30 protein-coding genes are annotated in these 23,668 nt (G+C 49.3%); 23 read left to right on the forward strand and 7 right to left on the reverse strand.

Features of this window, described 5'->3' with window-relative positions; translation table 11 throughout:
* Together KDD36_09210 and dcm are read left to right on the forward strand one after the other, a co-directional pair.
* Window positions 1-1,491, forward strand: a 1,491-nt coding sequence (locus tag KDD36_09210) for a hypothetical protein (GenBank protein ID MCB0396819.1), incomplete at its 5' end; no start/stop codon positions are given.
* Between the two features lie 65 nt (window positions 1,492-1,556).
* Window positions 1,557-2,840 carry a DNA (cytosine-5-)-methyltransferase gene (gene dcm / locus KDD36_09215; GenBank protein ID MCB0396820.1) on the forward strand — a complete coding sequence of 428 codons (1,284 nt, stop codon included), beginning with the start codon at window positions 1,557-1,559 and terminating at the stop codon, window positions 2,838-2,840.
* Here the strand turns inward: dcm and vsr are convergent.
* Window positions 2,818-3,234, reverse strand: coding sequence for a DNA mismatch endonuclease Vsr (vsr, locus tag KDD36_09220; protein MCB0396821.1), 417 nt, complete (start codon window positions 3,232-3,234; stop codon window positions 2,818-2,820). The genes dcm and vsr overlap by 23 nt on opposite strands.
* Window positions 3,234-4,436 carry a hypothetical protein gene (locus KDD36_09225; protein MCB0396822.1) on the reverse strand — a complete coding sequence of 401 codons (1,203 nt, stop codon included), beginning with the start codon at window positions 4,434-4,436 and terminating at the stop codon, window positions 3,234-3,236. Before KDD36_09225 ends, vsr begins: the two co-directional genes overlap by 1 nt.
* Window positions 4,437-4,571: 135 nt before the next feature.
* On the opposite strand from KDD36_09225, the gene KDD36_09230 reads away from it, so the two are divergent.
* The 21 genes from KDD36_09230 to KDD36_09330 all read left to right on the forward strand — a co-directional run bounded on the left by KDD36_09230 (window position 4,572) and on the right by KDD36_09330 (window position 18,324).
* Window positions 4,572-4,895 carry a hypothetical protein gene (locus tag KDD36_09230; GenBank protein MCB0396823.1) on the forward strand — a complete coding sequence of 108 codons (324 nt, stop codon included), beginning with the start codon at window positions 4,572-4,574 and terminating at the stop codon, window positions 4,893-4,895.
* Window positions 4,896-4,897: 2 nt separating this feature from the next.
* On the forward strand, window positions 4,898-5,107 hold the full coding sequence (locus KDD36_09235; protein MCB0396824.1) for a hypothetical protein: 210 nt from the start codon (window positions 4,898-4,900) through the stop codon (window positions 5,105-5,107).
* Window positions 5,108-5,308: 201 nt separating this feature from the next.
* Window positions 5,309-5,959: a hypothetical protein gene (locus KDD36_09240; GenBank protein MCB0396825.1), complete on the forward strand. Its 651-nt coding sequence runs from the start codon at window positions 5,309-5,311 to the stop codon at window positions 5,957-5,959.
* Between the two features lie 79 nt (window positions 5,960-6,038).
* On the forward strand, window positions 6,039-6,545 hold the full coding sequence (locus KDD36_09245; protein MCB0396826.1) for a hypothetical protein: 507 nt from the start codon (window positions 6,039-6,041) through the stop codon (window positions 6,543-6,545).
* Entirely contained in the window at window positions 6,545-6,835 is a 291-nt protein-coding gene (locus tag KDD36_09250; protein ID MCB0396827.1) for a hypothetical protein, read from the forward strand. Before KDD36_09245 ends, KDD36_09250 begins: the two co-directional genes overlap by 1 nt.
* Window positions 6,832-9,042, forward strand: a complete 2,211-nt coding sequence (locus KDD36_09255; protein MCB0396828.1) for a hypothetical protein — start codon at window positions 6,832-6,834, stop codon at window positions 9,040-9,042. Before KDD36_09250 ends, KDD36_09255 begins: the two co-directional genes overlap by 4 nt.
* A gap of 72 nt (window positions 9,043-9,114) precedes the next feature.
* Entirely contained in the window at window positions 9,115-9,771 is a 657-nt protein-coding gene (locus KDD36_09260; GenBank protein MCB0396829.1) for a hypothetical protein, read from the forward strand.
* A 75-nt stretch (window positions 9,772-9,846) separates the two neighbouring features.
* On the forward strand, window positions 9,847-10,035 hold the full coding sequence (locus KDD36_09265; GenBank protein MCB0396830.1) for a hypothetical protein: 189 nt from the start codon (window positions 9,847-9,849) through the stop codon (window positions 10,033-10,035).
* Window positions 10,035-10,388, forward strand: coding sequence for a hypothetical protein (locus KDD36_09270; protein MCB0396831.1), 354 nt, complete (start codon window positions 10,035-10,037; stop codon window positions 10,386-10,388). Before KDD36_09265 ends, KDD36_09270 begins: the two co-directional genes overlap by 1 nt.
* Entirely contained in the window at window positions 10,381-10,722 is a 342-nt protein-coding gene (locus KDD36_09275) for a hypothetical protein (GenBank protein MCB0396832.1), read from the forward strand. The genes KDD36_09270 and KDD36_09275 overlap by 8 nt, the downstream gene beginning before the upstream one ends.
* A gap of 20 nt (window positions 10,723-10,742) precedes the next feature.
* Complete coding sequence (locus KDD36_09280) at window positions 10,743-11,291, forward strand: hypothetical protein (protein ID MCB0396833.1); 549 nt, start codon at window positions 10,743-10,745, stop codon at window positions 11,289-11,291.
* 3 nt (window positions 11,292-11,294) lie between these two features.
* Window positions 11,295-12,272, forward strand: a complete 978-nt coding sequence (locus KDD36_09285) for a hypothetical protein (protein MCB0396834.1) — start codon at window positions 11,295-11,297, stop codon at window positions 12,270-12,272.
* Window positions 12,253-12,501 carry a hypothetical protein gene (locus tag KDD36_09290; protein MCB0396835.1) on the forward strand — a complete coding sequence of 83 codons (249 nt, stop codon included), beginning with the start codon at window positions 12,253-12,255 and terminating at the stop codon, window positions 12,499-12,501. The genes KDD36_09285 and KDD36_09290 overlap by 20 nt, the downstream gene beginning before the upstream one ends.
* Window positions 12,502-12,513: 12 nt before the next feature.
* Entirely contained in the window at window positions 12,514-12,924 is a 411-nt protein-coding gene (locus KDD36_09295) for a hypothetical protein (GenBank protein ID MCB0396836.1), read from the forward strand.
* Between the two features lie 7 nt (window positions 12,925-12,931).
* The gene (locus tag KDD36_09300; GenBank protein ID MCB0396837.1) at window positions 12,932-13,516 is read left to right on the forward strand and encodes a M15 family metallopeptidase; all 585 of its coding nucleotides are present in this window, start codon (window positions 12,932-12,934) and stop codon (window positions 13,514-13,516) included.
* Window positions 13,517-13,518: 2 nt separating this feature from the next.
* Window positions 13,519-14,061, forward strand: coding sequence for a JAB domain-containing protein (locus KDD36_09305; protein ID MCB0396838.1), 543 nt, complete (start codon window positions 13,519-13,521; stop codon window positions 14,059-14,061).
* Window position 14,062: 1 nt separating this feature from the next.
* Window positions 14,063-14,530 carry a hypothetical protein gene (locus tag KDD36_09310; protein MCB0396839.1) on the forward strand — a complete coding sequence of 156 codons (468 nt, stop codon included), beginning with the start codon at window positions 14,063-14,065 and terminating at the stop codon, window positions 14,528-14,530.
* Between the two features lie 31 nt (window positions 14,531-14,561).
* Window positions 14,562-15,410, forward strand: a complete 849-nt coding sequence (locus KDD36_09315) for a hypothetical protein (protein MCB0396840.1) — start codon at window positions 14,562-14,564, stop codon at window positions 15,408-15,410.
* 115 nt (window positions 15,411-15,525) lie between these two features.
* Window positions 15,526-15,834, forward strand: a complete 309-nt coding sequence (locus tag KDD36_09320; protein MCB0396841.1) for a helix-turn-helix transcriptional regulator — start codon at window positions 15,526-15,528, stop codon at window positions 15,832-15,834.
* A gap of 106 nt (window positions 15,835-15,940) precedes the next feature.
* Window positions 15,941-17,359, forward strand: coding sequence for a hypothetical protein (locus tag KDD36_09325; protein MCB0396842.1), 1,419 nt, complete (start codon window positions 15,941-15,943; stop codon window positions 17,357-17,359).
* Window positions 17,344-18,324: a hypothetical protein gene (locus KDD36_09330; GenBank protein ID MCB0396843.1), complete on the forward strand. Its 981-nt coding sequence runs from the start codon at window positions 17,344-17,346 to the stop codon at window positions 18,322-18,324. Before KDD36_09325 ends, KDD36_09330 begins: the two co-directional genes overlap by 16 nt.
* 8 nt (window positions 18,325-18,332) lie before the next feature.
* On the opposite strand, the gene KDD36_09335 is transcribed toward KDD36_09330, so the two are convergent.
* From KDD36_09335 to KDD36_09355, 5 genes are all read right to left on the reverse strand, one after another.
* On the reverse strand, window positions 18,333-19,547 hold the full coding sequence (locus KDD36_09335) for a site-specific integrase (GenBank protein MCB0396844.1): 1,215 nt from the start codon (window positions 19,545-19,547) through the stop codon (window positions 18,333-18,335).
* 379 nt (window positions 19,548-19,926) lie between these two features.
* Window positions 19,927-21,237, reverse strand: coding sequence for a hypothetical protein (locus KDD36_09340; GenBank protein ID MCB0396845.1), 1,311 nt, complete (start codon window positions 21,235-21,237; stop codon window positions 19,927-19,929).
* Between the two features lie 217 nt (window positions 21,238-21,454).
* On the reverse strand, window positions 21,455-22,840 hold the full coding sequence (locus KDD36_09345) for a zinc-dependent peptidase (protein ID MCB0396846.1): 1,386 nt from the start codon (window positions 22,838-22,840) through the stop codon (window positions 21,455-21,457).
* Between the two features lie 101 nt (window positions 22,841-22,941).
* Complete coding sequence (locus KDD36_09350; protein MCB0396847.1) at window positions 22,942-23,145, reverse strand: hypothetical protein; 204 nt, start codon at window positions 23,143-23,145, stop codon at window positions 22,942-22,944.
* Between the two features lie 68 nt (window positions 23,146-23,213).
* On the reverse strand, window positions 23,214-23,668 hold a 455-nt coding region (locus KDD36_09355), incomplete at its 5' end, for a transposase (GenBank protein ID MCB0396848.1).

Below are 23,668 nucleotides of genomic sequence, written 5' to 3' on the forward strand. Positions count from 1 at the left end.
GCTTTTTACAAGCTGCTAAAACTTACAAATAAGTTCTACATGCTCGGCCCAATGGTAAAAAGTGTACCTGAAGATTTTGCGCAGAAATTTCAATTCAGGTGGTATCATACGAACTTCTCGACAGTAGCGGTTGACGAGATTAAAGTTGGTGTGCCAGCCAAGGCCAAGAAAGAAGAAAAACAACAGGCGCTTTTTGATTTACTGGACTCATTGACAGAGCCCACCTTAATATACTGTTCCGCGCCAGCGAAGACTACGCAACTGGCCGTTGAATACGCCAAAAGGCTGCAATCACCCGAAAATGTGGACGAACAAGAAATATATCCCTCTTTGGTCGGTGAAATGATCGAATGGATTGGCGAGAACCTTCATCCTGAATGGTCACTTATATCGGCATTAAAGAATAAGGTTGGGTTTCATCATGGTGCGCTCCCAAGACATTTGGGAAGCACAATCGTTGATGCCTTCAATGAAGGAGAAATCCAACACCTTTTCTGTACATCAACATTGATTGAAGGAGTAAATACTACGGCTAAGAATGTTGTCCTTTTTGACCAAAAGAAAGGAAGGAAGGCGATTGATTATTTTGATTACAAGAATATATCGGGACGATCTGGGCGGATGAAAATACACTATACCGGAAATGTATACACGTTTAGTGAGGAGCCAGACCAGATTGAACTTGATGTTGATATCCCGGTTATTACTCAACAAGCCGCCCCGGAGGAGCTATTGATACAAATTGACGAAAAGGAACTAAAGAGTGAATCGAAGGATAAGATTGCTGAATTCACAAACCTGCCGGATGACGTTCAGAATCTGATACGAAGTAACGCAGGGGTTAATATCAAAGGACAACTGGCTATTCTGGAATTGGTTGAAAAGGACTACCAGGCGCTTCATCAAGTCATGTCCTGGACCGGATTTCCAAAATACCCTCAGTTACTTCCTGTTATTGAGATGGCGTGGAAATATCTGTTGGATGGGAAACCATACGCAAGCATCAGGAGAGACAAGCACCTTGCGACCAGGGCGATTCAGTATTCTATATACAAGTCAGTTGGCGGTGTAATTCAGAATCAGGTGGCAGACGAATATTGGCTAAGGCAAATTCCAGACGACCAAGAGCGAATTAATCAGGTTACATTTGACACCCTGAACTGCACCAGGCACTGGTTTGATTATAAACTTTCTAAAATTCTTGTGGCAGTATCAAATATTCAGGAACACGTATTCAACAAACATGGCTTGCCGCCAGGAGACTATACATTTTTCGCCTCACAACTGGAAAATGGCTTTCTGTCCCCAAATCATGCTATGCTAATGGAGTATGGCATACCACATTCCGCCATTATTAAATTAAAAAACTTCCTTGATCCGAACCACACGCCACAACAAATGTTAATGTTACTTCGCCACGCCGATTTCCTGGATCGAATTGGGCTTCTGAACTATGAGAAGCGTAAAGTTCGGGCTGCTCTGCAAGGGTGATGTTGATAAGTTGTTAAAGTACCCCTGGATTTCCGCTCCCTGAAATTCTATTTTTGTTTGGACACATGGGCGCAAAATACTCTGACATACGCAGGAAACTCAACCTTCCGGAACTCAACGGAACGCCCAACGGTTCTGCCTATCTGACCCATTACTGGCAGGGAAACAACGACCGGATCAGGGGCTATTTCAAGGATGAAGCCCTGGAGTACCTGGAGACAATCGTGGAAGACCCGGCGTTCAATTACGAACTGCCGCTGGAGTATGACGTGCCATTCCCGCCTCCGCAACGACCATCCTTTACGTTCATTGACCTGTTCGCAGGGATAGGCGGTTTCCGGATTGCTTTTCAGGAAATGAACGGCAAATGTGTGTTCAGTTCTGAGTGGGACAGGCATTCACAGAAAACCTATGAGGCCAACTTCGGCGAAATACCGTTCGGTGACATCACCAAAATAGACGAGAAGAAGATACCGGAGCACGACATCCTTTGTGCGGGATTCCCCTGCCAGCCGTTCAGCATTGCCGGTGTGTCAAAAAAGAACAGCCTGGGCCGGAAGCACGGATTTGAGGATGAAACCCAGGGAACCTTGTTCTTCGACATCAAGCGCATTATCAAGGCCAGAAAGCCCAGGGCGTTCCTGTTAGAGAATGTAAAGAACCTGCGGGGACACGACAAGGGCAGAACCTTCGAGGTCATTGAGCGGAACCTGAAAGACCTGGGGTATATGGTGTTCAGTCAGGTGCTGGATGCAAAATACTATGTGCCCCAACACAGGGAGCGGATATTCATTGTGGGCTTCAGCAAGGAACACTTTCCCGAAAGCCTTGTGTATGAGTTCCCGGAACCACCTGCTGAACAACCGCAGTTCAGGGATATTCTCGAACGAAGCCCGGATGAAAAGTACACCCTGTCCGATCACCTGTGGAACTATCTCCAGGAATACGCGGCCAAACACAAGGCAAAGGGCAATGGCTTCGGATTCGGTCTGACAGACCTGAATGGCGTTGCCCGGACGTTGAGCGCCCGGTATCACAAAGACGGCTCGGAAATACTCATCCCGCAGCGTGGCGGAAAAAATCCCCGCAGACTGACCCCGGAAGAATGCAAACACTTGATGGGATACCCTGATCGGTTCAGAATCCACGATACGGGGGTTTCAGACACACAGCTTTACCGGCAGTTTGGAAATTCAGTTGTTGTACCGGTAGTGCAGGCAGTTGCCGCAAACATGCTGGATGTTTTCCGCCAATATAAAAGACAGGAGGAACGCCGGAAGCAAAGGGAAGCGGTACTGAATGGCAGAGCGTCCGCATCAGAGAAAGTCAGTGCACGAGCTTCTGAATAAGCCTCTTGAGCGTAGCATCCCGTTTATCTTTCTTCAGGTCACATTCCCACACGGTAATGATTCTCCAGCCGTGTCTTTTCAGTTGAGTACAGCTTTCAGTGTCCTTGGCCTTGTTGCGGTTGATCTTGTCCAGCCACCATTGGGTGCGGGTCTTGGGAACAACAAAGTATCTGCACCCCTCATGGCCATGCCAGAAGCAACCGTGAATGAAGATCACCGTGTTGTACTTTTTCAGGATGATGTCAGGCTTTCCAGGCAGGTGCTTATCATGCAACCGGTAACGGAAACCGTTGGTGTGAAGAAACCGGCGCACGAGCATTTCAGGTTTCGTGTCCTTGCCCCTGATCCGGCTCATGTTGTATGAGCGTACTCCCGGCTCGTGGACATCGGCCATCAGCCCCGTGACTGTTTACCACGTATATGGTCGATGAACCCTGCCAGGTTCATCAGGCCTGCCTGCTGATCGGGCTGATAGGTTTCCATCAGTGAATCCGGAATGACCAGTTGGAGTTGTTGTGCGATCATTTCGTCCGTCTGATTCTTGCTAATGGCCGGTTCCAGGGTCATCAGATGTTTTCTTGCAATGCGGTCTGCCTCGGCCAGTACCTGGCGCCAACGCTCCTTGGCAGAGGTCTTCAACCCAAGCATGGTAAGCAGTTCAACCGAAAAGGCATCATCACGGTACTGGTCAATTCCGGGAAAAAGGAAATCCGGTTTGTTGTTGCGTTCGGTTTTCTGTCCGCGTGAATACTTAATACCGTGCTGGTCAAATACGTGTGACAGATGGTTCTCAAAAGCATAGCCTGCCCTGGATTTTCTGCGGTTCTGAACGCTCAGGGAAAAGGAAATAAAGTCGTCCACGTCCGCAAACCCTCCGGCCAGCTTTTCGCCGACAAGGTGATTCTCCAGCGTCCGGAACAACAATTCCTCACGCTCCAGCCATTCCATGATCGCTATATCCGGCTGGCCAACGGATTGTACTTCTTTCAGGGTTGACCGGGCATAGGCAGAGAACTCGGCTGTAGAAGGAAAAACCGCACCGAATGTGGCCAATATTCCATCCAGATAATCGGGTTCCGTGTCCGTAACCTCGATCCCCAGTGTTTCAATGATGTAACGTCCGGCAAAACCAAGCGGTCTGTCATCTTCAGTAAAGTCCCTCGTCTCGAACTTCTTTCCCACTTCTTCAAGGCCAAACAGCCACAGCAACTGGCGTTCAGCCGTTGAATCCTGCGGAGCAATAATCATCACGAGGTCGTCCGGCGACTTTCTCGCCATCACGATCATGTCGCCTGCCTGCGCCTTTTCGATGGCCGAATTGGACGGGTAATAAATACGGTATTCCGGGGATCGGTCAGGATTTTTTCGTCGGCTGTCGTAGTAAGTCAACTCTGCCTGTTCCTCGATCACCTGTTCTTCATCATCCGACACATAGATGAAGTGACCTCTGAATTTTCTGTCCTCGCTTCCGTAAAGGGCTACCTGTTCCTTCACGGTATTGATCTCATGCTGGTTTGACTTTGATGGTTCAACGTCAACCTGGCTGAGGCGCTTGGCACTGATGTCCTGAAAATATCGTGATAGATTACTCGGCATTACAGTTGCTAAGATAGGACTTTTTGAAGCGCCTTTACTCACCTTTACATGCCTTTACTTCCCCTTACCCACCTTTGTCTTCCGTTACCGGAAAGTACCGCATAACCCGCCCTCACTTTTGTCTCAAAAACACCTATGGGACAAGACATCTTCAACAATCACGGGGCATATTCCCGGTTTATGGCCTTATCCGGACTGCGGATCACGGAGGCTGCACCGGTAACGCCCTATCTGCTCGAATGCGAACTCAAACGGACGCTGGCCGAGGCATCGGATACTACCCTGGAAAAGGTTGCCAAAGAGATCTACGGCAAGGTTGGATTGCTTTCAGCAAACAACGTCCGGGACCATCTGAACGTCAGTATAGAATCCCTCGGCCAGGAAGAACTGCAAACCGCCCTGAGTTTGAAAGACGATCAGGGATCAGAGGTTTGTTTGCTCTACATTATAAGGCTGTAATCATGGTCGAGCTGAAAGGAGGAATATTCCTATCCGTTAAGGAATTGATGATCCTTACCGGAAAGACCCGTTACGAATACGCACGGAAGGAACACAAGGCGATAAGAGATGCTTTGGGAAAAAGTAAAAGAAAGCTAACCGTAAAGGAATATTGCGAATATGAGGGGGTACCACGTCAAGAAGTTGTTGAGGTATTGAATGCATATCGTTAGTTGCTATCGCCCCGGTCAGACATTCTAAATCTCTGCCAAATGTTATCGTATCTTTAGAGGTAGAAAACCCAACACATGATCTGTCCATACTGTGCCGAGGAAGTTAAGGATGAAGCCGTAAAATGCAAACATTGCGGTGAATGGTTTGACAGCAAGCAAACCGATAGCTACCAGACCATCAAAGAAAACACCGCAAAGGGCTTGGATATGCTCAAGAGCATAGGAAGTAACTTACTTAAACCAAAAACCAGTTTGTCGCTTCCGCTCGAATACAAGAACCTCAAGATTGACCATGACAGGATAACATATAATGGTAACAACTACACCTACGATCAGGTCGAAGGGATAAAATTTACCGGGCTGAGCCACTCATTTAACTTTGTGCCAATGGGCAAAAATCAGCAACTCACGATTTATGCTGACGGTGCCTCATTGTTCGTTCACAGTTCAGGGACGGTTGTATCCGGAAGAAAAAGTAATAGAACAGTTATGTTAATGTATCAAATTGTCGCACACCTGTCTTTCAAATATCGTCTTGCACGATATGCAGAATCCCTCATTACTGATAATAGTTTTCTTTACCCACATGTTTCTACCGGAAAAAACAGGCAAGTGCGTTTTCATTCGGATGGACATATTGAAAAGAAAGGTGTTAGGCTTGATTTAAAGGATGTGCTTGCAAATGACCGCATGCAAATTGGAACTTATGGCTATCGAAGCAGATTTCCCAACCTTGTGACAGTTTACGATAAGGGACTATTCTCAAAATCTATTTCGTTTGACATCAATACCGATCCCGATTGCTTTTATCAGTTTGTTGAAACGTTCAAGAAAAAAGGTACATTCTTTTAAATCCTGCTTGTCCCTCAAAAACCCTCTAATACCCTCCATCCTCCAAAACTGACCCTGCCAGTCTGCGCACTTTCGCAGTATGAAGCGTATCCTGGCTCTTATTGGCATTGTCCTGCTCCTGTTCCTTGGCAACAAGGGCATCCGGCTGTTCAATAAGTTCCGCCACGCCAAACGCCTCAAGTTTGACGTACAATCCTTCTCCTTCCCGGACGGGCTGAAGCTCTCCAACATCGTCAAGGATGTGGACGTGCTGATAAACCAGGCTGTCGCCAACTTCTCCAAAACGCCTTTCCAGATCGAGCAACTCAACATCGAGGTGTTCTCCCCTTCCGGCAAGCTGATCGCCGAACAAAAGGCTCCCCTGGAGCAACCCATACAGATCAAACCCAACCAGACCACCGTATTTCCTATCCGGTTCACGATCTCCCCGCAAAACATGCTGCGCCTCATCAAGGAGGCAGGCGGAGTGCTCACCGTCGGAGCCAACTTCCTCTCCACCGGGGAGTATGGCATCCCCCTGCGCATGAAAGGGTTCGTGGACGCGGATGGGATCACGGTGGACATCGACCAAAACATCACCGTGTAATGGAACTGAATATCCTCATCACCATAATGACCATCCTGCTGTCTGTCGTGATCGGCCTTGTCGGTTACTGGATGCGCACCTTCCACAAGGAGATCAAAGACCTGCTGCGACAACTGACCGACTACATCAACGAGCTGCAACAAGTGGTCGTGAGCATACAGACCCACATCGACAAGGGCATCGAGAAAGACATCGCCGAACACAAGCTGGATATCAAAAATCTGTACCAGCGCACCGGCAGGCTGTCCAACGAAATAGCCACCCTGAAACAGAAGACCCAACAGCAGTGAATGGACTGGCGGACATATCAGGCGACATGCTCATTGCAGGTTACAAGGGTTTCCGGCGGACGATCAAGGAGAACGCTTCCCTGGACGATACCCTGTCCAACATGCAACTCATCGCCCGGCGCGATCAGCACCAGGTGGACGGCCTGGCCGATCTGCTGGAACGCGATACGGTGGAGGAAACCACCGCCGCCATCTGGCAGTTCGTCCGGGACAACATCGCCTACAAACTGGACACCGAAGGCATCGAGGAACTGCGCACTCCCGCCCGTACCTGGCGTGACCGCATGACGGGCGTGGACTGTGACGACTACACCATTTTCATCAGCGCCCTTTTGCTCCGCCTGGGCATCCCGCACGAATTCCGTGTGGCCGCCTACGAAGACAAGGGCAAATTCCAGCATGTGTATCCCGTCGCCTTTAACGGCGGGATACCCCTTGTGCTGGATGTTGTGCCGGAGATCCCCCGGTTCAACTACGAAGCAAAACCTATTGTTGACCTAAAAACCTACCCTATGCAATTAGAAGAACTATCAGGCAGCATCGGCCAGGCTGAAACGGCTGTTGACCGCGAATTTGCAAACGACATCCGGGACGAGCTGAAGGCCCCTTTCTCCCTGGAAGGTTTCCCGGCCATCCCCGGGGAGGAAGACGACATGCTCGAAGAAAACTTCCTGGAAGGATTCGAGGAAGTGAATTCCGCAGAAGAAGCCGACATCGTGCTGTCCGGTAAGGGTGATGTGAATCAACTGGTTGACCGGGGCATCCTGGCTGAGGTGAACAAGGCCAGGGAAACGCTCATGGCCGAGCAGGAAAAACCCACTGCCCTCAGCCGGATGGTCGATGTAGGCAAGGAACTGGAATTGTTCAATGATGTGATCGACGCATGGGATGACGAGGAAGACCGGCGCAGCACGATCATGGATGCCATCCAGGAAGGAAGCGCTTATGCCGGTTTCTTCAAGTCCATCCTGTTCTCCCTGGACAAGCTGGAGGAAGAAAATGACAACCTCTCCGGCATGGACGACGAGATGGACCAGGAAATCTACCTGGCCCGTGTGGACGTGTCCGACATCCTGGACGAAGGGGACGTTGCCGGTCGTGCCGAACGTAAAGCGAAACGGGCGGCACGTAAGGCCAACCGCAAAGGCAAGTTGAAGAACTTCTTCAAGAAGGTCGGTGCCGGGATCAAGAAAGGACTGAAAGCCATTGTCCGGTTCAACCCGGCCACCATCGCGGTCCGTGCGGCCACCCTGCTGGTACTGAAGACCAATATGTTCAAAATCTCCGAGCGGCTAATCTGGGGTTACCTGACCCAGCAACAAGCCGAGCAGCACAACCTGGACATGACCGAGTGGCGCAAGGTGGTCGATGCCAAAAACAAGGCCGAGAATTTCTATACCAAGATGGGCGGCAAGGCCGACAAGTTCCGGGCAGCCGTCGTCAAGGGACGCGCCGCCAAACAGACCGGCCTTTCATTGAGCGGCCTGGGCGTGGTTACCGCAGCAACGGCAGCCGCCACCGCCAGCCCCTTCGTGGTATTCATTAAGAAGATATTGAATGCCATCAACCCGGCCAGGTTGTTCAAGAAGATCAAGGAAAAACGCATTGCGAAGAAAGCAGCACAACAGGCCGCCGAGAATGTCGGCGTGGACCAGGTGGAGTTCGACAATACGGACGTTCCTGCCGCCAGCTTCGCCACGGAATCAGCCAGCGCCGCAGACGCAGGCGAAAGCGACAACGCCTGGGATGATGCAAACGCGGACGATAACGGGGAAAAACCCGGACTGCTGAAACGCATCGTCACCTGGGCGCAGAAATACCGCAAGGCGCTTATCGGTAGCGGCATTGGCATCGTCGTACTGATCCTTGCCCTGTTCTTCTGGAAACGCCATGAGAAGAAGCAGAAACGTCGGTTGGCCGGACTGAAAGGGGCGCGTACCCGCAAGCGCAACCAAACGAAAGGCCTGGGCAAAGCCAAAACCAACACCCGCCGCAAAACAACCGCGAAACGCAAAACGGGCAAAGACCTGAAAGGGTCCACGACGGTATTGCGCCTGCCCTCATCCACCGTCAAGCGGGCAAGGGTCAAGACTATGACTTCCAGGCAGCGCATGAAGCGAATGCACGAGATCGCCCGGAAACTGCAAAAGGATCACCCCAAGTCGAAGTATTCGACCCTGCTGAAAATGGCTTCAAAACAACTGTAACAGAAGGAAACCCAATGTATAACCCAACCCACCTTCGCTAAAGCTATGGTGGGTGCTAAAACCAAAAAAACTATGGCAGATGCAAACATCCAGGAAATGACCAGCGATGAACTGGTATTGGCAGGCTTCGGAAGCCTGGGCAGGGGCAAACCCGCAATGGCGGCAAAAGGCGCCGCCTCCAACGAGATCGGGGCTGACCGCTTCCGCAGGCAAATGCTCGAACGGCTCAACATGCTGCCGCGTAACGTGCAGAAAGCCCTGCAAACGCGCAAGGCGCAAATCTCCGATGCGCCGTATTATGCGACGGCTCCCATCGCCGGAACCCGTGCCGAGCTTATCAAGCTGTCGCAGTCCGAGCAGATCGGCGTGACCAACATCGACAACGGCAAGCTGAACAAAGACCGTTACCTGGTGTTGTCAGGCCTCCGGCTGTTGTTCGATGCCACCGCCATCGACGGAGCGTTCACCGATGTATTCCCCGCCGACCTGATGAACGGCGAATGGGAAGTGGAACTGAACGGACGCAAGGTATTTGAGAAAATGCCGATCCGCCGGTTCCACGACGGCTTCGTGGGCTACAACGTGGACAAGCCTTTCGGCCTGTACGTGTTGAGCAACCCCAAGACCGTCGAGCCGCAAACGCCCATCGAGTTCAATGTGGACTTGCCCAACGCTGTGGCAGGCTTCCTGAAGATCGAGCTGATCGGGACGACCGTTTACGGATTCTAAGAAGGGATCACGCGGGGAGCCTCCGTGCTCCCCGCCCCTATTATCCCATTGTAAAACCTCTTAACCCAAAAAGCTATGGCTGAAGAAACAGCACAAAAGAAGATCGCCAACATTGTGCGGTGCATCAATGCACTGTCCCCGGACGAGGCCAGAAAGCTGTGCCAGGTGATCCGCTCCACTGAGCAGGGACGCAAGGCGTACAGCGCCTTCCTGTTCGGCATCGTGACCCCGCCGAAACAGCAACCCGAAGAAACAGAAGGCTGATGAAAGATGTGAAAATACAACTGCTGGAAAAGGAGGTAGCCGCTCCGGGGGATACCATCCGCATATCGGAAGACCTGGACAAGGACTACAAGAAGCTCACCGGTATTTCCTTCCTGGACAACATCGGCCTGGACAACATCCTGCGCTCAATCAGCCTGGACGGGGACGACCTGTTCCCCAAAGACTTCGAGGTGGCCTTCTTGCAAACCAGCCCTTTCGTGGCTCCTGATGAGCGGTTCTATTCCCTGGACAAGATGGCCGACGGTAAGAAGCTGGAGATCGACTTCCAGGACGACGGCACGGGTTCCTACCCGAAAACGATCCGTGTTTACCTGCGCCTGGAGAATGACTGAACGCAAGATCATACGGCTGTATAAGGGCAACCTGGCTCCGGGTGAGAGTGACACGTTCTGCTACACCCCGAAGAAGCATGAGAAGAAGGCCATAGGCATCCTGGTCTCCCGCGACCGGGAGTTGTCCGTCGCCTTCGGGAACGGAACCGATCTGGCACTCAATAGCGTCGTCCATGCCACGATTGTCAAGCGCAACATGCACGACGTGATCTTTCGGGTGAGCGAAGAACTGCAAGGCCGGGTGATCCGGGGACGGGTGGCCAGGGAACAGCAGTTCTCACCGGTGGCCACGTCCAATACGAGTGTTTACCTGGTAATCGAGAGTGAGCGATGACGACCAACGATGTCATACTGATGGAGATGATAAAGGCCGATATGTGCGAGCGGGGCGTGGCACGCTACCACATGACGGACAACGTGGTAAGCAAACCCCGGCGCATCCAGGTCGGGGCGAACGAAGTGGTGTACGTCTGCTTTTGCCATATCAAACTACCCAACACGTTTTCCCTGACCCTTCTCTCCGGGACGAGCAAAGTGGTCTATACGCCCTTTACCATGCGACTGACCGAAGGGTGCAGCATATCGGCTACCATCGTTGCCGTGGCACAAGCTCAGGCAACATCGGAGGCCCAGGCCGAAGCGATTGCCTCCCTGTTCGGGGGCGGCCCTGAAGCATCTGCTTCCGCAAGCACCCAGTCGCAAGCCCAGGCGCAAAGCCAGGCAGAAATTGAGAGTGATAATTCGGACGAAGCCTACAACGAAAGCAGCCTGATAAGCCGCCATTGGAGCGACGTGATTATCAAACAGGTGGGCGGCGCCGGTGAAGACGGCCTGGACTTCTTTCTGAGGTATGTACGGGTAAAATTCGATCATAATGACATTCCATGCGCCCCAAAATGCTGATGTATGAATAAGCGTGTCAAGAACTATATAACGGCTGACCTGGCCAAGAAGAAGATCGCCCGGTACAAATACTGGTCGGTTAAGGATGAGAACGGGATTACCATTGCTTCCAGCGATGAGAATAACCCCGATGGTAAGTCCTTCGGCGAGGTGCTGGACAAGATCATCGGCGACAACGTGGATGCCGAGGTACAGGTCAAGTACGGCATGAATGAACAAAGCTCCAGGAACAACCCGCCCTACTTCGTGAAGATCAATGAGGAAATCGAATGGGTCGAACCTGCCGATGACGACGAAACGGTGAAGATCAACGGCGTGCCGCACAAGGTGGATAAGCACGGCAACGTGAACATCAACCTGACCACCCAATCCAACCAGCCGAAGGTCGAACACGCCGAGCCGGTCAGCACGATCCGCGATGAACTGGAACTCCAACTCAAGGGCCTGCGCCAGGAATACGAGGTGAAAGAAGAACGCCTGAAATTGGACTTGCAGAACAGCATGATGGAACAGTCCCTCAAGTTCAAGGAAATGCTGCTGGCCGAACGGGAATCCCGTGTGGCAGAACGTGAGCAGGCCATCAGCCAGGCCGAAGAAGAACTGGCCGAAAAGCAGGGAGAGATCAGGGAGAACCTGAAAGGCTACCTGAAGGAGATCCCTTCCGCCCTGGGTGGCATCCTGAAAGACCTCATCAGGGAAAGCCGGGAGAAAAAAGACAAGAGCCTGGGAGAAGGCAGGAAGGAGAAGAAAGCCAGGAAGCGCAGCGAGGTAAAGTTTTCCATCAGAAATGACGAGCCGGAAAACCCGGAAGAAGAAGTGGAAGAAACGGAGGAACCGGAAGAAGACTTTGAGCAGATGGTCGAGGATGAAATCGGAAAGTACGAACAGGAGGAAACAGCCGGGACTGAACAAGAGGCAACCGGAGACAAAATGGATAACGAACAACCAAATACCGATAACGATGCAGACATACAACATTGAACTCCGGGTACAGGCAAGGGACGAACAAGAGCTTGCCGAGAAGTTACAGGCCTTCCAGGACTTGCAGGACCACCTGGAGCATGACGACATGATGCAGGCCACCGAAATCATTGTAGAACACCCCGAACTGGTCGAGTTCATCAAGGAGGTAGTACCGGAAGAAGGCCAGGAACTTTCCTTATCGGACTATATCGCCATTGCCCGGAAAGCCTGGGTGAAGTTCGGGTAAAACCAAGACGACATGAACCCATTGATACTTGCCAACATCATATCAGCCATTAAGAAATTCTTTTCCAACAAGGTGGTGCTTACCGTGATCGCCCTGGTGGTGCTGATTTTCCTGTTTAAAAAAAAGATCGGTAAGGCCATCCAAAGCGTCCGGTCGAAGAAGTTCGACAAGCAGGAATACAAGGACGTGAACCTGCTGGCACAGCAATACCGCGAGGCAGTAAACCCTTCCGGTTTTGATGCGCTGATTAACTACGACGGAACCGACGAGCAGGCCATCGAGACACTGGCCAGACAGACCAAAGGTTCCTTGAGAGAGATCAGCGATGCTTACCGCCTGAAATACAACGAAGGACTTAGCGACCGGCTGCGCCGGGAACTGTCATCCGAGGACTTCCAGCGCTGGAAAGACATTGTAACCTGATCGCTGTATGGCAAGGAAGCGCACAGCTATGATCGTAGCTGCCATACTCCTGTTGATCGGGACATTGGCGGCTTTCCGCAAACGCAAACAACTCAAAGATATCGTTATGAATACCGTCAAATTTATCCGTGAAAAGACCTGGGACATTGTAACCGAAAGGCGAATTGCTTTACTGCATCCGCTTATCCGGGACAAGGCCAGGGAGTTCATCAACCGGGCAGAAAAGGAGCTGGGCATCAAGCTGCGCATCACTTCTGCCTTGCGTACGTGGGCAGAGCAGGAAAGCCTGTACGCCAAGGGCAGGACAATGCCGGGTAAAGTAGTGACCAACGCCAAACCCGGACAAAGCCTGCACAACTACGGGCTGGCCATCGACGTGGTGGAGATCAGGAATGGCAAGCCGGTGTGGACGAATCCGAACTGGAAGAAGATCGGCGAGCTGGGTAAGCGCCTGGGCTTTGCCTGGGGTGGTGACTTCAAGACGATCACCGACCTGCCCCACTTCGAGATGCGCTTCGGCAAAACCCTTTCCGAACTGAAGGAACTCTATGCAAGCGGTCAGCGTGATGGTGAATACATTAACCTGGCATAGGTATGCGCAAGGCCGGTGTATTGGTAGCCCTGGTCTTGCTGCTCCTGTTCGGCACGCTGTTCATCCGCCGCAGGAGGCGGCAAGGCCTTGGCCGGGTAGACAGGAAGTTGAGGCCGCCTAAAATCCGCATCGTTTACAGCCGGAAGATCAAGGCTTCGGAAAGGCCGCAAGTGACCAGTGCACAGGAAGTAGTCAGGATTCTCCGTGCGGCCTGGAGTGCACAGATCGAGATCAGGGAAGAATTCATGGTGCTGCACCTGGACCAGTCTAACCGGGTACTTGGCTACCAGCTATTGAGCAAGGGTGGCATTGCCGGAACGGTGGCCGACATCCGGTTGATCTATGCCGCCGCCCTGAAGTCTTTAGCCGTGGCTATCATCATCGCCCACAACCATCCTTCCGGCAATCTTAACCCAAGCCAATCCGACCGCATCCTCACCCGCAGAATCAAAGAGGCAGGCGAAGTGCTCGACATCCGCTTGCTGGATCACATCATCCTCACCAAAGAAACCTACTACTCATTTGCTGATAACGGAGACCTGTAAAATGAAAACCAAACTCACCTATTTCACCACCGGAATCATTCTCACCCTTGCCGTATGGCTGCTTTTCCTGAAAGGTTGCTACCACCAGGAACCGGAGCGGATCACCCGAACCGATACGGTTTACGTTAACAAACCGTACAAGGAAGTCAAGGTCAAGTATGTGGAGAAGTCGGTGAAGGTGCTGGTGTACAAGACGGACACGGTGTACCGGAAGCGGATCGAGAAGGATACGCTCATTACTTCCGTGGAGATCACCTCGAAGCTGGCCAAAATCCATACGATCACGCCCGCCGGTCTGCCGGTGATTAACGAATACCCTTTGCCAGAGTTCCGGGAGATCAGGATGGATCATCAGGGCAATATGCAGGTGAAAAAGAAAAAGCATCGGAGGTTTTGGAGGGTGATGGAAAAGGTGGGATTATTTGCCGGTGGGATAATGATTGGCAGGAAATTCCTTCCCGACAAATAGAAGTATATTTACGTTCCATTACTACTGAACGATGACAACAGATTGGAACTGGTATTTTTCCGCATTTGCACAATGCGGAGCAGCTTTAATTGGGATTATTGCTGCTTTTATCATTTCCAAGTTACTGGGGGAGAACGAAAAGAGCGAAAAGAATGCCAATGATCTGGAAGAATTGATCATTGCTTCTAACGATCTAAAAAAGCGACTTGACTCAAGACACTTTGCTTGGTATGATCGCAAAAATATAGAATACAGCGACGACCTGGAGGAAGCGATCAAGAGAGGCGATTTCAAAGATTTAACGGAGCAAGAAAGGCTCGGCAAGTTGTTTGAAATTGAGTCTACGCTTTACAGAACGGAGGCTTGTCTTGGGGAGCTTGACAAAAGAATCTCTGAGGTTTTAAAATCGCGATCAATCTACGATATAGTTTCAATGACATCTATTCCGCCCGCAGGCATGTGGAATCGCCTTGAAGATGAACGAAACCTTATCAAGCAGCTAAAGATTGAAGCCGAATCACTTATTGAAAAGTTCAATCTTGTTCGATCCAATGGTGACACCTCAGACGTAAATGTAAAACCGATACGAACAGTAATTTATATCCTCGCCATTGGCTTTCTGCTTACTGTAATTTACCCACTACACTTCTTACCTCTCAGGGGCGGCGAACCTCCACAAGTTAGCTTTGATCTATGGGTTGCTCTCGAAAACATCCTCTCTTTGAGAGGCATTCTTCTCTTGGCATTGACCCTCGTAATAGAAGGAATTCTTGCTTATTTCCTGTTGCTAATCAATAGGCTTCAAGCCAAGAACAAGTCCGTGTCATCCAAGATTACGGATGAATACACCAGCATCAAGAATTACCACCCACTTATCTGAGTAGCATGGCCAGCAAGGCGTTCCCATTCTTGTGAATAACTTCTGTAAAACAAAGTACGGATGGCATGATATTGCCTCATCAATTTGACTTTATTTGTCAAACTACTTCAAGGATATGGAGAGCATCGGAGAGCTAATACGGAAATTGAGAGTACAGAAAGGGGAAACACTCCGAACCGTGGCTACGCACTTAGGGGTGGATGTTGCTGTCCTAAGTAAAATTGAGCGCGGCCAGCGTTGGGCAAACAGGCAGCAAGTGCTGAAACTTGCCAGGTACTTTGAAGCAGATAGAGATGAAATGCTTGTGGCCTATCTGAGCGACCGAATATTATATGAGATAGACGGGGAAGGGCTGGCAACAGAAGCCTTGAAGGTAGCTGAGGAAAAATTTAAGTATTCAGTTAAGGTAAAAAATGCCGGTTGATGTCTGATAGTACCAAGCTAAAGAAATCGAAGCCAAGGCAGAGACGCTTGAGTCCGAATTAAGGGAATTGAATTAGGTTGTTAAACATTAATTACATATCAAAATTGTGGAAGAATTAGAGCTTATAAGTACGGCAAAACGGGAGCAGCTATTCAAGAGGTACGCCAAGAAACTGGAAGTTGACAAGAAACTTAGCCGGCAGGTTGTAAGCTTTCAGGCTAACAAAGAAGTTCCATTTTACAGATGGTTTAAATATAAAGAGGGGTTTTCCTCTATATTGGTTAAACACTTTCTTGAGACGTATCATCCCAAACCAGGCAGGATTTTGGATCCTTTTGCAGGAGCCGGGGCTACACTATTTGCTGCTCAAGAGTTAGGCTGGGAGTCGGTCGGTGTTGAATTGCTTCCGGTGGGGGTTTTTGCAATGGAAGTGCGAGATCAGATTTCAGGTTTAGATATAGCCGCTTTTGAAGATGTGGTGAATACGATTTGGGGCGAATTGGACAAAAAAAGACCTTATGACAACTATATACATCATATTTCCATTACCAAAGATGCATTCTCTCAAGAAACGGAAACCTATCTAAACAAGTATCTAACGTTTGCTCATTCTTTAGATGATGATAGGCTCTGCGATTTATTAAGATTTGCTGCTTTTTGTGTCCTGGAAGAAATTAGCTTCACCCGAAAAGACGGGCAGTACCTAAGATGGGATTATCGTTCCCAACGCGACCTGAAGGGCAAATTTGATAAGGGTAAAATATATGATTTCCGGGAAGCAGCAGAACGAAAGTTGGCGGAGATGCTTCATGATCTCAAAGCGCCGACTGGTAGGAACACGCTTTTTGATAAGCCAAAGATCAACAAGCGGCAACCTTTGCAAATCATAAACGATTCTTGTCTTAATGCCTTGCCTTCACTGGAAGCTGAATCATTTGATTTCATTTTCACTTCACCGCCGTATTGCAATCGTTATGACTACACAAGGACGTATGCGCTTGAATTGATTTTTCTTGGTTGTAACCATGATCGGGTAAAAGAACTGCGCCAAACAATGCTATCTTGCACGGTGGAGAACCGAGAGAAGGTAGATTTACTTCACCAATTCTATAAACGTAATGGACAATTAGGCACGTTTGAAGCAATCATGCAGGCATATCGGGGCTGTGAGGCCATGACGGAGACCAATACTGCCTTACGCGATCTGAATAATGCCAATGCACTAAACAATTCCAACATTGCGCGAATGGTTGAAAACTACTTTCTTGAGATGTGCTTTGTTATCTATGAAATGTCCAGAGTGCTGAGACCGGGTGGTTATTCGGTAATGGTAAACGATAATGTACGTTATGGAGGGCAGGAAGTTCCGGTTGATATAATTCTTTCACGATTTGCGGAATCCTTTGGCATGAAGGTTAACAAGATATTTGTGCTCCCAAAAGGTAAGGGGAACAGTAGTCAGCAGATGGGGAACTATGGCCGTACGGAAATTCGTAAATGCGTTTACTTGTGGCAAAAACTCTAAGATATACCGATCATCTAAAGAAGTCCTCTGACTTAGTGACTTCCCGTGAGAATACTCGGGCCGGATTTATTTCAATGGCTCTGGAGAAGAACTACATGGCCAAACAATATGTGGATGAAGCCAGAGCCCTGAAAACTTTAGCTGGCCGTGTAAAATCGCCTAAGGATTTGTTGTTGGTAAAAGAACTGCGGCCAAGCCTGTTAACCGCTTCAGGGTTGTCGGAAAAGGCATTGGGGTATCTTACTGGTAAAGATGAAACCATTGCTATCAAGGGGCTGATTGATGAATTTCTTGAACCCGCTGGAAGACAGTTCGTTGACGAACTTGTTTACAGGTATTTGCTTATAAAAGGGGATGCGCTTGGAGGTCAAGCCAGAAATCTTGCAGGCACATTGGGAGAGCGCATGTTCTTGCGTACTTTGCTTTCAATATTTAACCTATACAAGGTTGATGTTCAGTACTTGGATAGTAACGATTATCAATGGAAAAACAAGCCCGATCAGGATGTGGGCCTTGAGAAACGGATTAAGGCTGTATCATGGCAACGGAACGGTAATAATCGTGTGCTTATCTTGAACGTCAATGTTCCAATAGTGAATAAAAATGTTGACTTATGTTTATTGAATGGCACGTCCGAGCGCTTAATTGTAAAGGGCCCTGGAAGCAAACAGTCCATTCACAGGGACAATAATTGTTATGTTGCGCTTGGCGAGTTGAAAGGGGGAATTGATCCGGCTGGAGCCGATGAACATTGGAAAACTGCAAATTCGGCATTAGGGCGAATAAGGACAAGCTTTAAGGAATTAAAGAATCCTCCAATCACATTCTTTGTTGGAGCGGCAATAGAGAATAGCATGGCAGATGAAATTTTTAACCAGCTACGGAAAGGTGTGCTACATAATGCAGCTAATCTTACGGAGAACAAACAATTGACTTCTCTTTGCGATTGGTTAATTCATCAGTAAGAAATAACCTAAAAATCCACCACCGCCTTGATCGCTTCGTCCAGTTTCTCCTGGTTCATCCAATGCTGCTGGTAGTTCATCGTCGTCCGGATGTCGGAATGCCGGTAGATCATCTGCAATAACTGAGGGGAGATTTTATCACCGGTAAGATTCCCGAACGTATGCCGGGCAATGTGCATGGAAACGGTCTTGTCTATTCCTACCGCCTCCGCAATTCTTTGTAGCTGCCGGTTATACCATCGGTTTGCATTCTTGATCTTCCGCTTGACGTCTTTCGCATCCTTAAAATCCGCCTTGGCCAATTCGGGTACAACAAAACCATTGCTACGCTCTCTGTACTGCCCGAAGAACTCCAGGGCTTTCCTGGCCAGGTCAGGAATGGGGAGCGACACCGGCTTGTTGTTCTTGCCCATCACATAATAATACCGGTCGTTCTTGAAGTCGCTCCATTTCATCATCAATACGTCACTTACCCTGGCTCCACCAAAGGCCAGGGAGAGCAGCCACGTCCACTTGGCCAGCTCCCAGGCGTTGGTCGGTTGGTCTTTTAGTTCGGCTTTGATAATCTTGTCCACTTCGTCTTGGTCGAGGCCGATCTTTTCGCTTTCCGGCATCACCAACTTGTATGTGTCGAACGGATACAGTTCCCGGTTCACTACACCATCGGAAATCGCCCGGTTATAAAGTGAGCGGATCATATTCATGTAGTTATAGATCGTCCTTTCGCTTTTGCCTTCCTGTTTTAGATAGATATGGAATTTACGGAGCCATGAGGGAGTAATTACCTGGAACCGGATATCCGGGTTGTTCCGGTTGAACTTGATGATCTCGTTCCTCATTGAGCCTTTGCTCGATGCGTCGTTGAACTGTGTTTTGTCCTCCAGTTCCTTAATGTAGTCGTTGATGTAGTCAGTCAGCGTTTCAGACCGCTTGTTGCCTTTCAGTTTGCCGATGATGAGTTCCCTGGTCAGCCCCGATTTGCCCGTATCGTATTCCAGTATCAGATCGTCGGCCTCCGCATCCTTCAGCTTGATCTTGTTGTTGATCCGCCTGGCATTGGCATGGCCAATTACCTGCTTGTTCCGCTCGTCCCATTGCTCCGGCTTCACACTGGCCAGGGTAATGTAAGAGTGTTTCCGGTCAAACGTGAGCCGCAGGCATATTGGGTGCGAACCGTCTGTGTAGGTCTTGTTCGTGTAGTATATGATCCGTGACGATGCCATTTTTTTCTTCGCCCTGCTAAGGTAAAAAATATTTTGAACTTGGTTTACACATGGTTTACACATTTTTTCAAAATCAACCGTATTTAACCAACTCCAACAAATTTCGTATAATGCCTGTATTTACTGACTAATATAAGTATTATCAACGATTTCAGAGGATTTAATACGATTTAATACGGATAGTACGTAGAGTTCATAACCCGGAGGTCGGGAGTTCAAATCTCCCCCGCGCTACAAAGACAGTTTAGAGCCTGCCTGCCAACACTCAGGCTTACGCGATAGCAGGCAGGCATACAACAACAGCATACAGACAGCCACATGAGAACCTGCTCTAAACTTTCTTTGTCCCTGTTGCTGTTGCTCACACGGTATGCTGAAACTATATGGCAACCTGGTACTGCAACTGAACCATACCTTTCCTGGAACGCAGGTCTCCGGATTTATTGAATACCGGTCTGCTTTGAAAGTTAAGACTGAACTTGGCGTTATGCGAGCCATGTACATACCAGTTCAGGCCGCACTCGTACATCCACATAGGATCATCCAGCGCTGTATAAAGTGCTATCTGCGATGCGCCATAAGGCTGAAGTGGTGTATTAGCCGAGAGCAGGTACCCTACCTGCGTGTAAAAAACATGTCCTGTTCCGATCATAGGAAAACCGTTGCCGGCACCATTTAGCGTACCATTGCCATTTGTTCCGTTTGCAGGATTCATCACGCCGACATTTCGCAGATAATCCTTTCCGAAATCATAGCGATTATAAGCTGCATAAACCGTAAGTGCATTGCCCTTTGCTGTATCAACCGGTAAATCGCAAAACACATCCACCCCCAGGAGCAACATCGTCGTTCTAATGGTGTCACCGTTATTGGCTCTGTGCCACATGGCACGCGGCTGTCCTACGAAACCCGCTCCGACATTAAACACCTTCTTCTTACCAAGGTACGTACCCGTGTTATAGGGGGTTTGATTTGACTCTTCATCCATAAACTGATAACCCAGGTAGCCCTGAGACTGCAGCGAAGCCGGGGTCGTAGAAAAGGTAGAAACCGGAGTAAGCACCCCAACCGGAGAGGTCGCATTCTGGACTGCCATTGGCCGGGTCAATGCCAGGCGGTAATCAAACTTACCCCACCTCCCCTTTGCATACATGCTAAGCTTACGAAGAAACTGATCATTGATTCCATTGGTTGCCTGCTGGTACAACGGCGCATCCAACGTTAGCAAACTTCCGATGCTGGGAGAAGCATACCTGGACAAGCCACTCCAGCCGGTCAATCCACCACCTACGGTCAGGCATCTCTCCGAAACCTTATACTCAACAACGGCATCATGAAAGAAAGCCCCCGTATACCTCGGCGTTAAATAGCTGAAGTTATTCTGCCCGAACTGGGTATAAAAGAAAACCTTATCCGTCAATTGCCCGAACAACTGCAAGCGGGTTCTGCGCAGACCAATATCAAACATCTGACTTACCGGCTCGCTGAAGACGGTGGAGCCGGGATTCATATCCGTATATCGTAACCAAACCTGGTTTAAAAAGGTGAGCTTAACAAAATGCTCCCCGGTTTCATTCAAACGGAACCTGATCTGACCTTTCTCCAGTAGGGGACCCTGTGACAGCGCAACACCACACCACAACATTGCAAAAACAAAAAAAACAGAACGTTTAACTACTTGACCTTTCATAACTAAAATGAATCTTGATGATTTAGGTGTACAAAAATGACCAAGACAATGGATAAAGGCAAGTAATGGGACAGGAGATTCAGTAAGACGCGCAGTAGCAAGACTTACAGAAGTTAGACGTTTAGAATTCCGGCCTGGGGAAAAATCCTTTTGGAACATGCCACAAACAAAACATGTCCTGTACTTTCATTCTTAATTCTTAACTCTACATTCTACATCAATCCACATCCGTCCTGCTCACCACCTTCCACCCCAGCCAGCCCTGACGGTAGGTAAATATGGCATGTTGCGGTGTTGCGCGTCTCAGTCTGAAATACCTGGAGTTATCCATGGTACGCACATGCTGATGATATTCTTCATGGCCACCCTCCAGCCTCAGAATAAAATCGTGGCCGCTGCGCCTGTATCCGATTATCAACACCTGTTCTTGTTTTTCGGACATGGTCTTTGACGTGACATAGTTAAATGCCAGGCTCACCACAAAACCTGTTGGCACAAACCCTATTCCGATAAAAATGAGGAAGAATGAAATGGGTAGGTAGTTCTCCTTTCGGATCGCAGCAAAATGTGCCAGAAAACCCACCGCTGCCAGAATCAAGGCGACCGACCAGAACATCTTTGAGGAGATGGCGGTGATGGTATAGAGCGGAAAGCCCACAATAAATCCCAGAAACAGCCCGGCGAGGATCATCTTAAAGGTCCAGTGCATCTCACCGTAGTATTTTTTTTCAGGCTTTGCCACCGGGGGTCTTGGCATGGCACGTGCCTGCTTCTCGATTTTTACCGCATAACCTTTTGCAAGAAGATAATTATTTCCGGGCCTGAGCGGATCCTGGTTCAACAGAACGCAAAGCTGACTGTAAAGGTCTGGAAGATGCCGGTTGAAGTCACGTGGTTTCTCAAAAAAATTCTCCACACATACGGAAAAGAACTCGTGCATATTGGTACCCGCATATGTCCGAAGCCATGACTTCTCCCCGTTCTTCATCTTGCTAAATTCTTTCTTGCCCTCCTCCAGCCAATCATCCATATGTTTGGCGAAGTGTGCATCGAACTCACTTCCATGAAAGAGATTCAGCTTGAGGCCATGTGCCAGTTCGTGCAAACCCAGGTTCCGACCGTCGTCGTCAATGGCGTATCCCTGTTGGTAGTCGGACCAGGAAAGCATGATCACCCCGTTGGGCATGGTACCTCCCAGCATGTCCTGACGGAACAGCCTGGAATGAAACTGATGCGGATAAATGAGAAAGGTATGAAAGTGTGTGATGGCATACTCATTGAGTCCGAAGGTGATCTGGGCTATGGTAGCCGAGATCAGGATCCGCATCTCGTCCGTCACCTCCAGATCCTCCATTCCTTTAAAACTTTTCTGCTCCCGGATAGCCACCAGTCTGTTTACAAACCGGGCCCTCCCTTTGATATCGAGTGCGGCATAATATGTCATCCGGTCGCACAGCAAGCGATCTATGAAAATGAACTCCGGTCTGGAAATACGGGTTTGCTGACGGATGCGGTTATGAATAAACCGTTTGGTCTCCGGTATAAAGCTGGTGATAAAAGCCAGGGCAAGAAAACCAAGAAAAATTGTGATAAACCACGCCATGAAAGTCTGTCATAACCGGAAATTCCGGGATATTATGCTATAAACATAGCCAAAATACAGGCATTGTCATGACAAGCATATCAAAAAGGCGCTGAGAAATGTTAATTACAGGAGCTACCAAATTTCCCGAGGAAAGTCAGAAAGTCCACATTGGTTACGAAACCATCATGGTTGAGATCTTCCAGACAAGTACATGCGCTGCCGAATTTCCCCAGGAAGATCAGGAAATCAATATTTGAAACAACCCCATCTCCATTGAAATCTTCCGGCAGTGTATCGACCACTACAGAAACGGGAACGGACACTGAAGAACAGCCGATAGGATCAGTTGTTGTCACCGAATAATTCCCATCCACTGTTACATTATCCCAGATTATGCAGTAGAAAATTGAAAAGGTGGTTCCAGCCGTTCGGTTTTTTCGAAAATATGCTCCAGAAAGTGCCTTCGTTTTCCCTCTGCCGATAGTTTCATCTTCTTTTTTCGTCCGTCTCTGACCAGATAACTTCCTATTGCAATGCATTGGAAACGTATGGTGGACAAATGATTGCGGACCGGCCCGGCCATCACTTTCTGCTTGAACAGCGCCATGAGGTTGTAGGCCAGCATCACAAACCGGAAGGCAGCTTCCATTCCCGCAAAGGATTGCATGGCGAAACCATCCATGCCGAAGTCATACTTGAGTTCCTTGATCCGGTTCTCACAATCGGCCCTTTGATTGTATGTACTGTGAACCAGACTGGCTGATAGGTCCGTGGAGGTGACATAAGCGACAAATTCATAACGGTCTGTGTCCACCGTGTTAGCAAAGAGTACTTCCTGTTTGTTTT

The organism is Flavobacteriales bacterium (assembly GCA_020435415.1).
GTDB lineage: Bacteria > Bacteroidota > Bacteroidia > JACJYZ01 > JACJYZ01 > JACJYZ01.

Excerpts from the sequence above, each read along its gene's own strand:
- dcm (MCB0396820.1), top strand. The coding sequence starts at position 1,557 with ATGGGCGCAAAATACTCTGACATACGCAGGAAACTCAACCTTCCGGAA.
- vsr (MCB0396821.1), bottom strand. The coding sequence starts at position 3,234 with ATGGCCGATGTCCACGAGCCGGGAGTACGCTCATACAACATGAGCCGG.
- KDD36_09300 (MCB0396837.1), top strand. The coding sequence starts at position 12,932 with ATGGCAAGGAAGCGCACAGCTATGATCGTAGCTGCCATACTCCTGTTG.
- KDD36_09285 (MCB0396834.1), top strand. The coding sequence starts at position 11,295 with ATGAATAAGCGTGTCAAGAACTATATAACGGCTGACCTGGCCAAGAAG.
- KDD36_09270 (MCB0396831.1), top strand. The coding sequence starts at position 10,035 with ATGAAAGATGTGAAAATACAACTGCTGGAAAAGGAGGTAGCCGCTCCG.
- KDD36_09310 (MCB0396839.1), top strand. The coding sequence starts at position 14,063 with ATGAAAACCAAACTCACCTATTTCACCACCGGAATCATTCTCACCCTT.
- KDD36_09335 (MCB0396844.1), bottom strand. The coding sequence starts at position 19,547 with ATGGCATCGTCACGGATCATATACTACACGAACAAGACCTACACAGAC.
- KDD36_09340 (MCB0396845.1), bottom strand. The coding sequence starts at position 21,237 with ATGAAAGGTCAAGTAGTTAAACGTTCTGTTTTTTTTGTTTTTGCAATG.
- KDD36_09265 (MCB0396830.1), top strand. The coding sequence starts at position 9,847 with ATGGCTGAAGAAACAGCACAAAAGAAGATCGCCAACATTGTGCGGTGC.
- KDD36_09250 (MCB0396827.1), top strand. The coding sequence starts at position 6,545 with ATGGAACTGAATATCCTCATCACCATAATGACCATCCTGCTGTCTGTC.
- KDD36_09320 (MCB0396841.1), top strand. The coding sequence starts at position 15,526 with ATGGAGAGCATCGGAGAGCTAATACGGAAATTGAGAGTACAGAAAGGG.
- KDD36_09245 (MCB0396826.1), top strand. The coding sequence starts at position 6,039 with ATGAAGCGTATCCTGGCTCTTATTGGCATTGTCCTGCTCCTGTTCCTT.
- KDD36_09315 (MCB0396840.1), top strand. The coding sequence starts at position 14,562 with ATGACAACAGATTGGAACTGGTATTTTTCCGCATTTGCACAATGCGGA.
- KDD36_09225 (MCB0396822.1), bottom strand. The coding sequence starts at position 4,436 with ATGCCGAGTAATCTATCACGATATTTTCAGGACATCAGTGCCAAGCGC.
- KDD36_09235 (MCB0396824.1), top strand. The coding sequence starts at position 4,898 with ATGGTCGAGCTGAAAGGAGGAATATTCCTATCCGTTAAGGAATTGATG.
- KDD36_09290 (MCB0396835.1), top strand. The coding sequence starts at position 12,253 with ATGCAGACATACAACATTGAACTCCGGGTACAGGCAAGGGACGAACAA.
- KDD36_09260 (MCB0396829.1), top strand. The coding sequence starts at position 9,115 with ATGGCAGATGCAAACATCCAGGAAATGACCAGCGATGAACTGGTATTG.
- KDD36_09295 (MCB0396836.1), top strand. The coding sequence starts at position 12,514 with ATGAACCCATTGATACTTGCCAACATCATATCAGCCATTAAGAAATTC.
- KDD36_09230 (MCB0396823.1), top strand. The coding sequence starts at position 4,572 with ATGGGACAAGACATCTTCAACAATCACGGGGCATATTCCCGGTTTATG.
- KDD36_09280 (MCB0396833.1), top strand. The coding sequence starts at position 10,743 with ATGGAGATGATAAAGGCCGATATGTGCGAGCGGGGCGTGGCACGCTAC.
- KDD36_09275 (MCB0396832.1), top strand. The coding sequence starts at position 10,381 with ATGACTGAACGCAAGATCATACGGCTGTATAAGGGCAACCTGGCTCCG.
- KDD36_09345 (MCB0396846.1), bottom strand. The coding sequence starts at position 22,840 with ATGGCGTGGTTTATCACAATTTTTCTTGGTTTTCTTGCCCTGGCTTTT.
- KDD36_09305 (MCB0396838.1), top strand. The coding sequence starts at position 13,519 with ATGCGCAAGGCCGGTGTATTGGTAGCCCTGGTCTTGCTGCTCCTGTTC.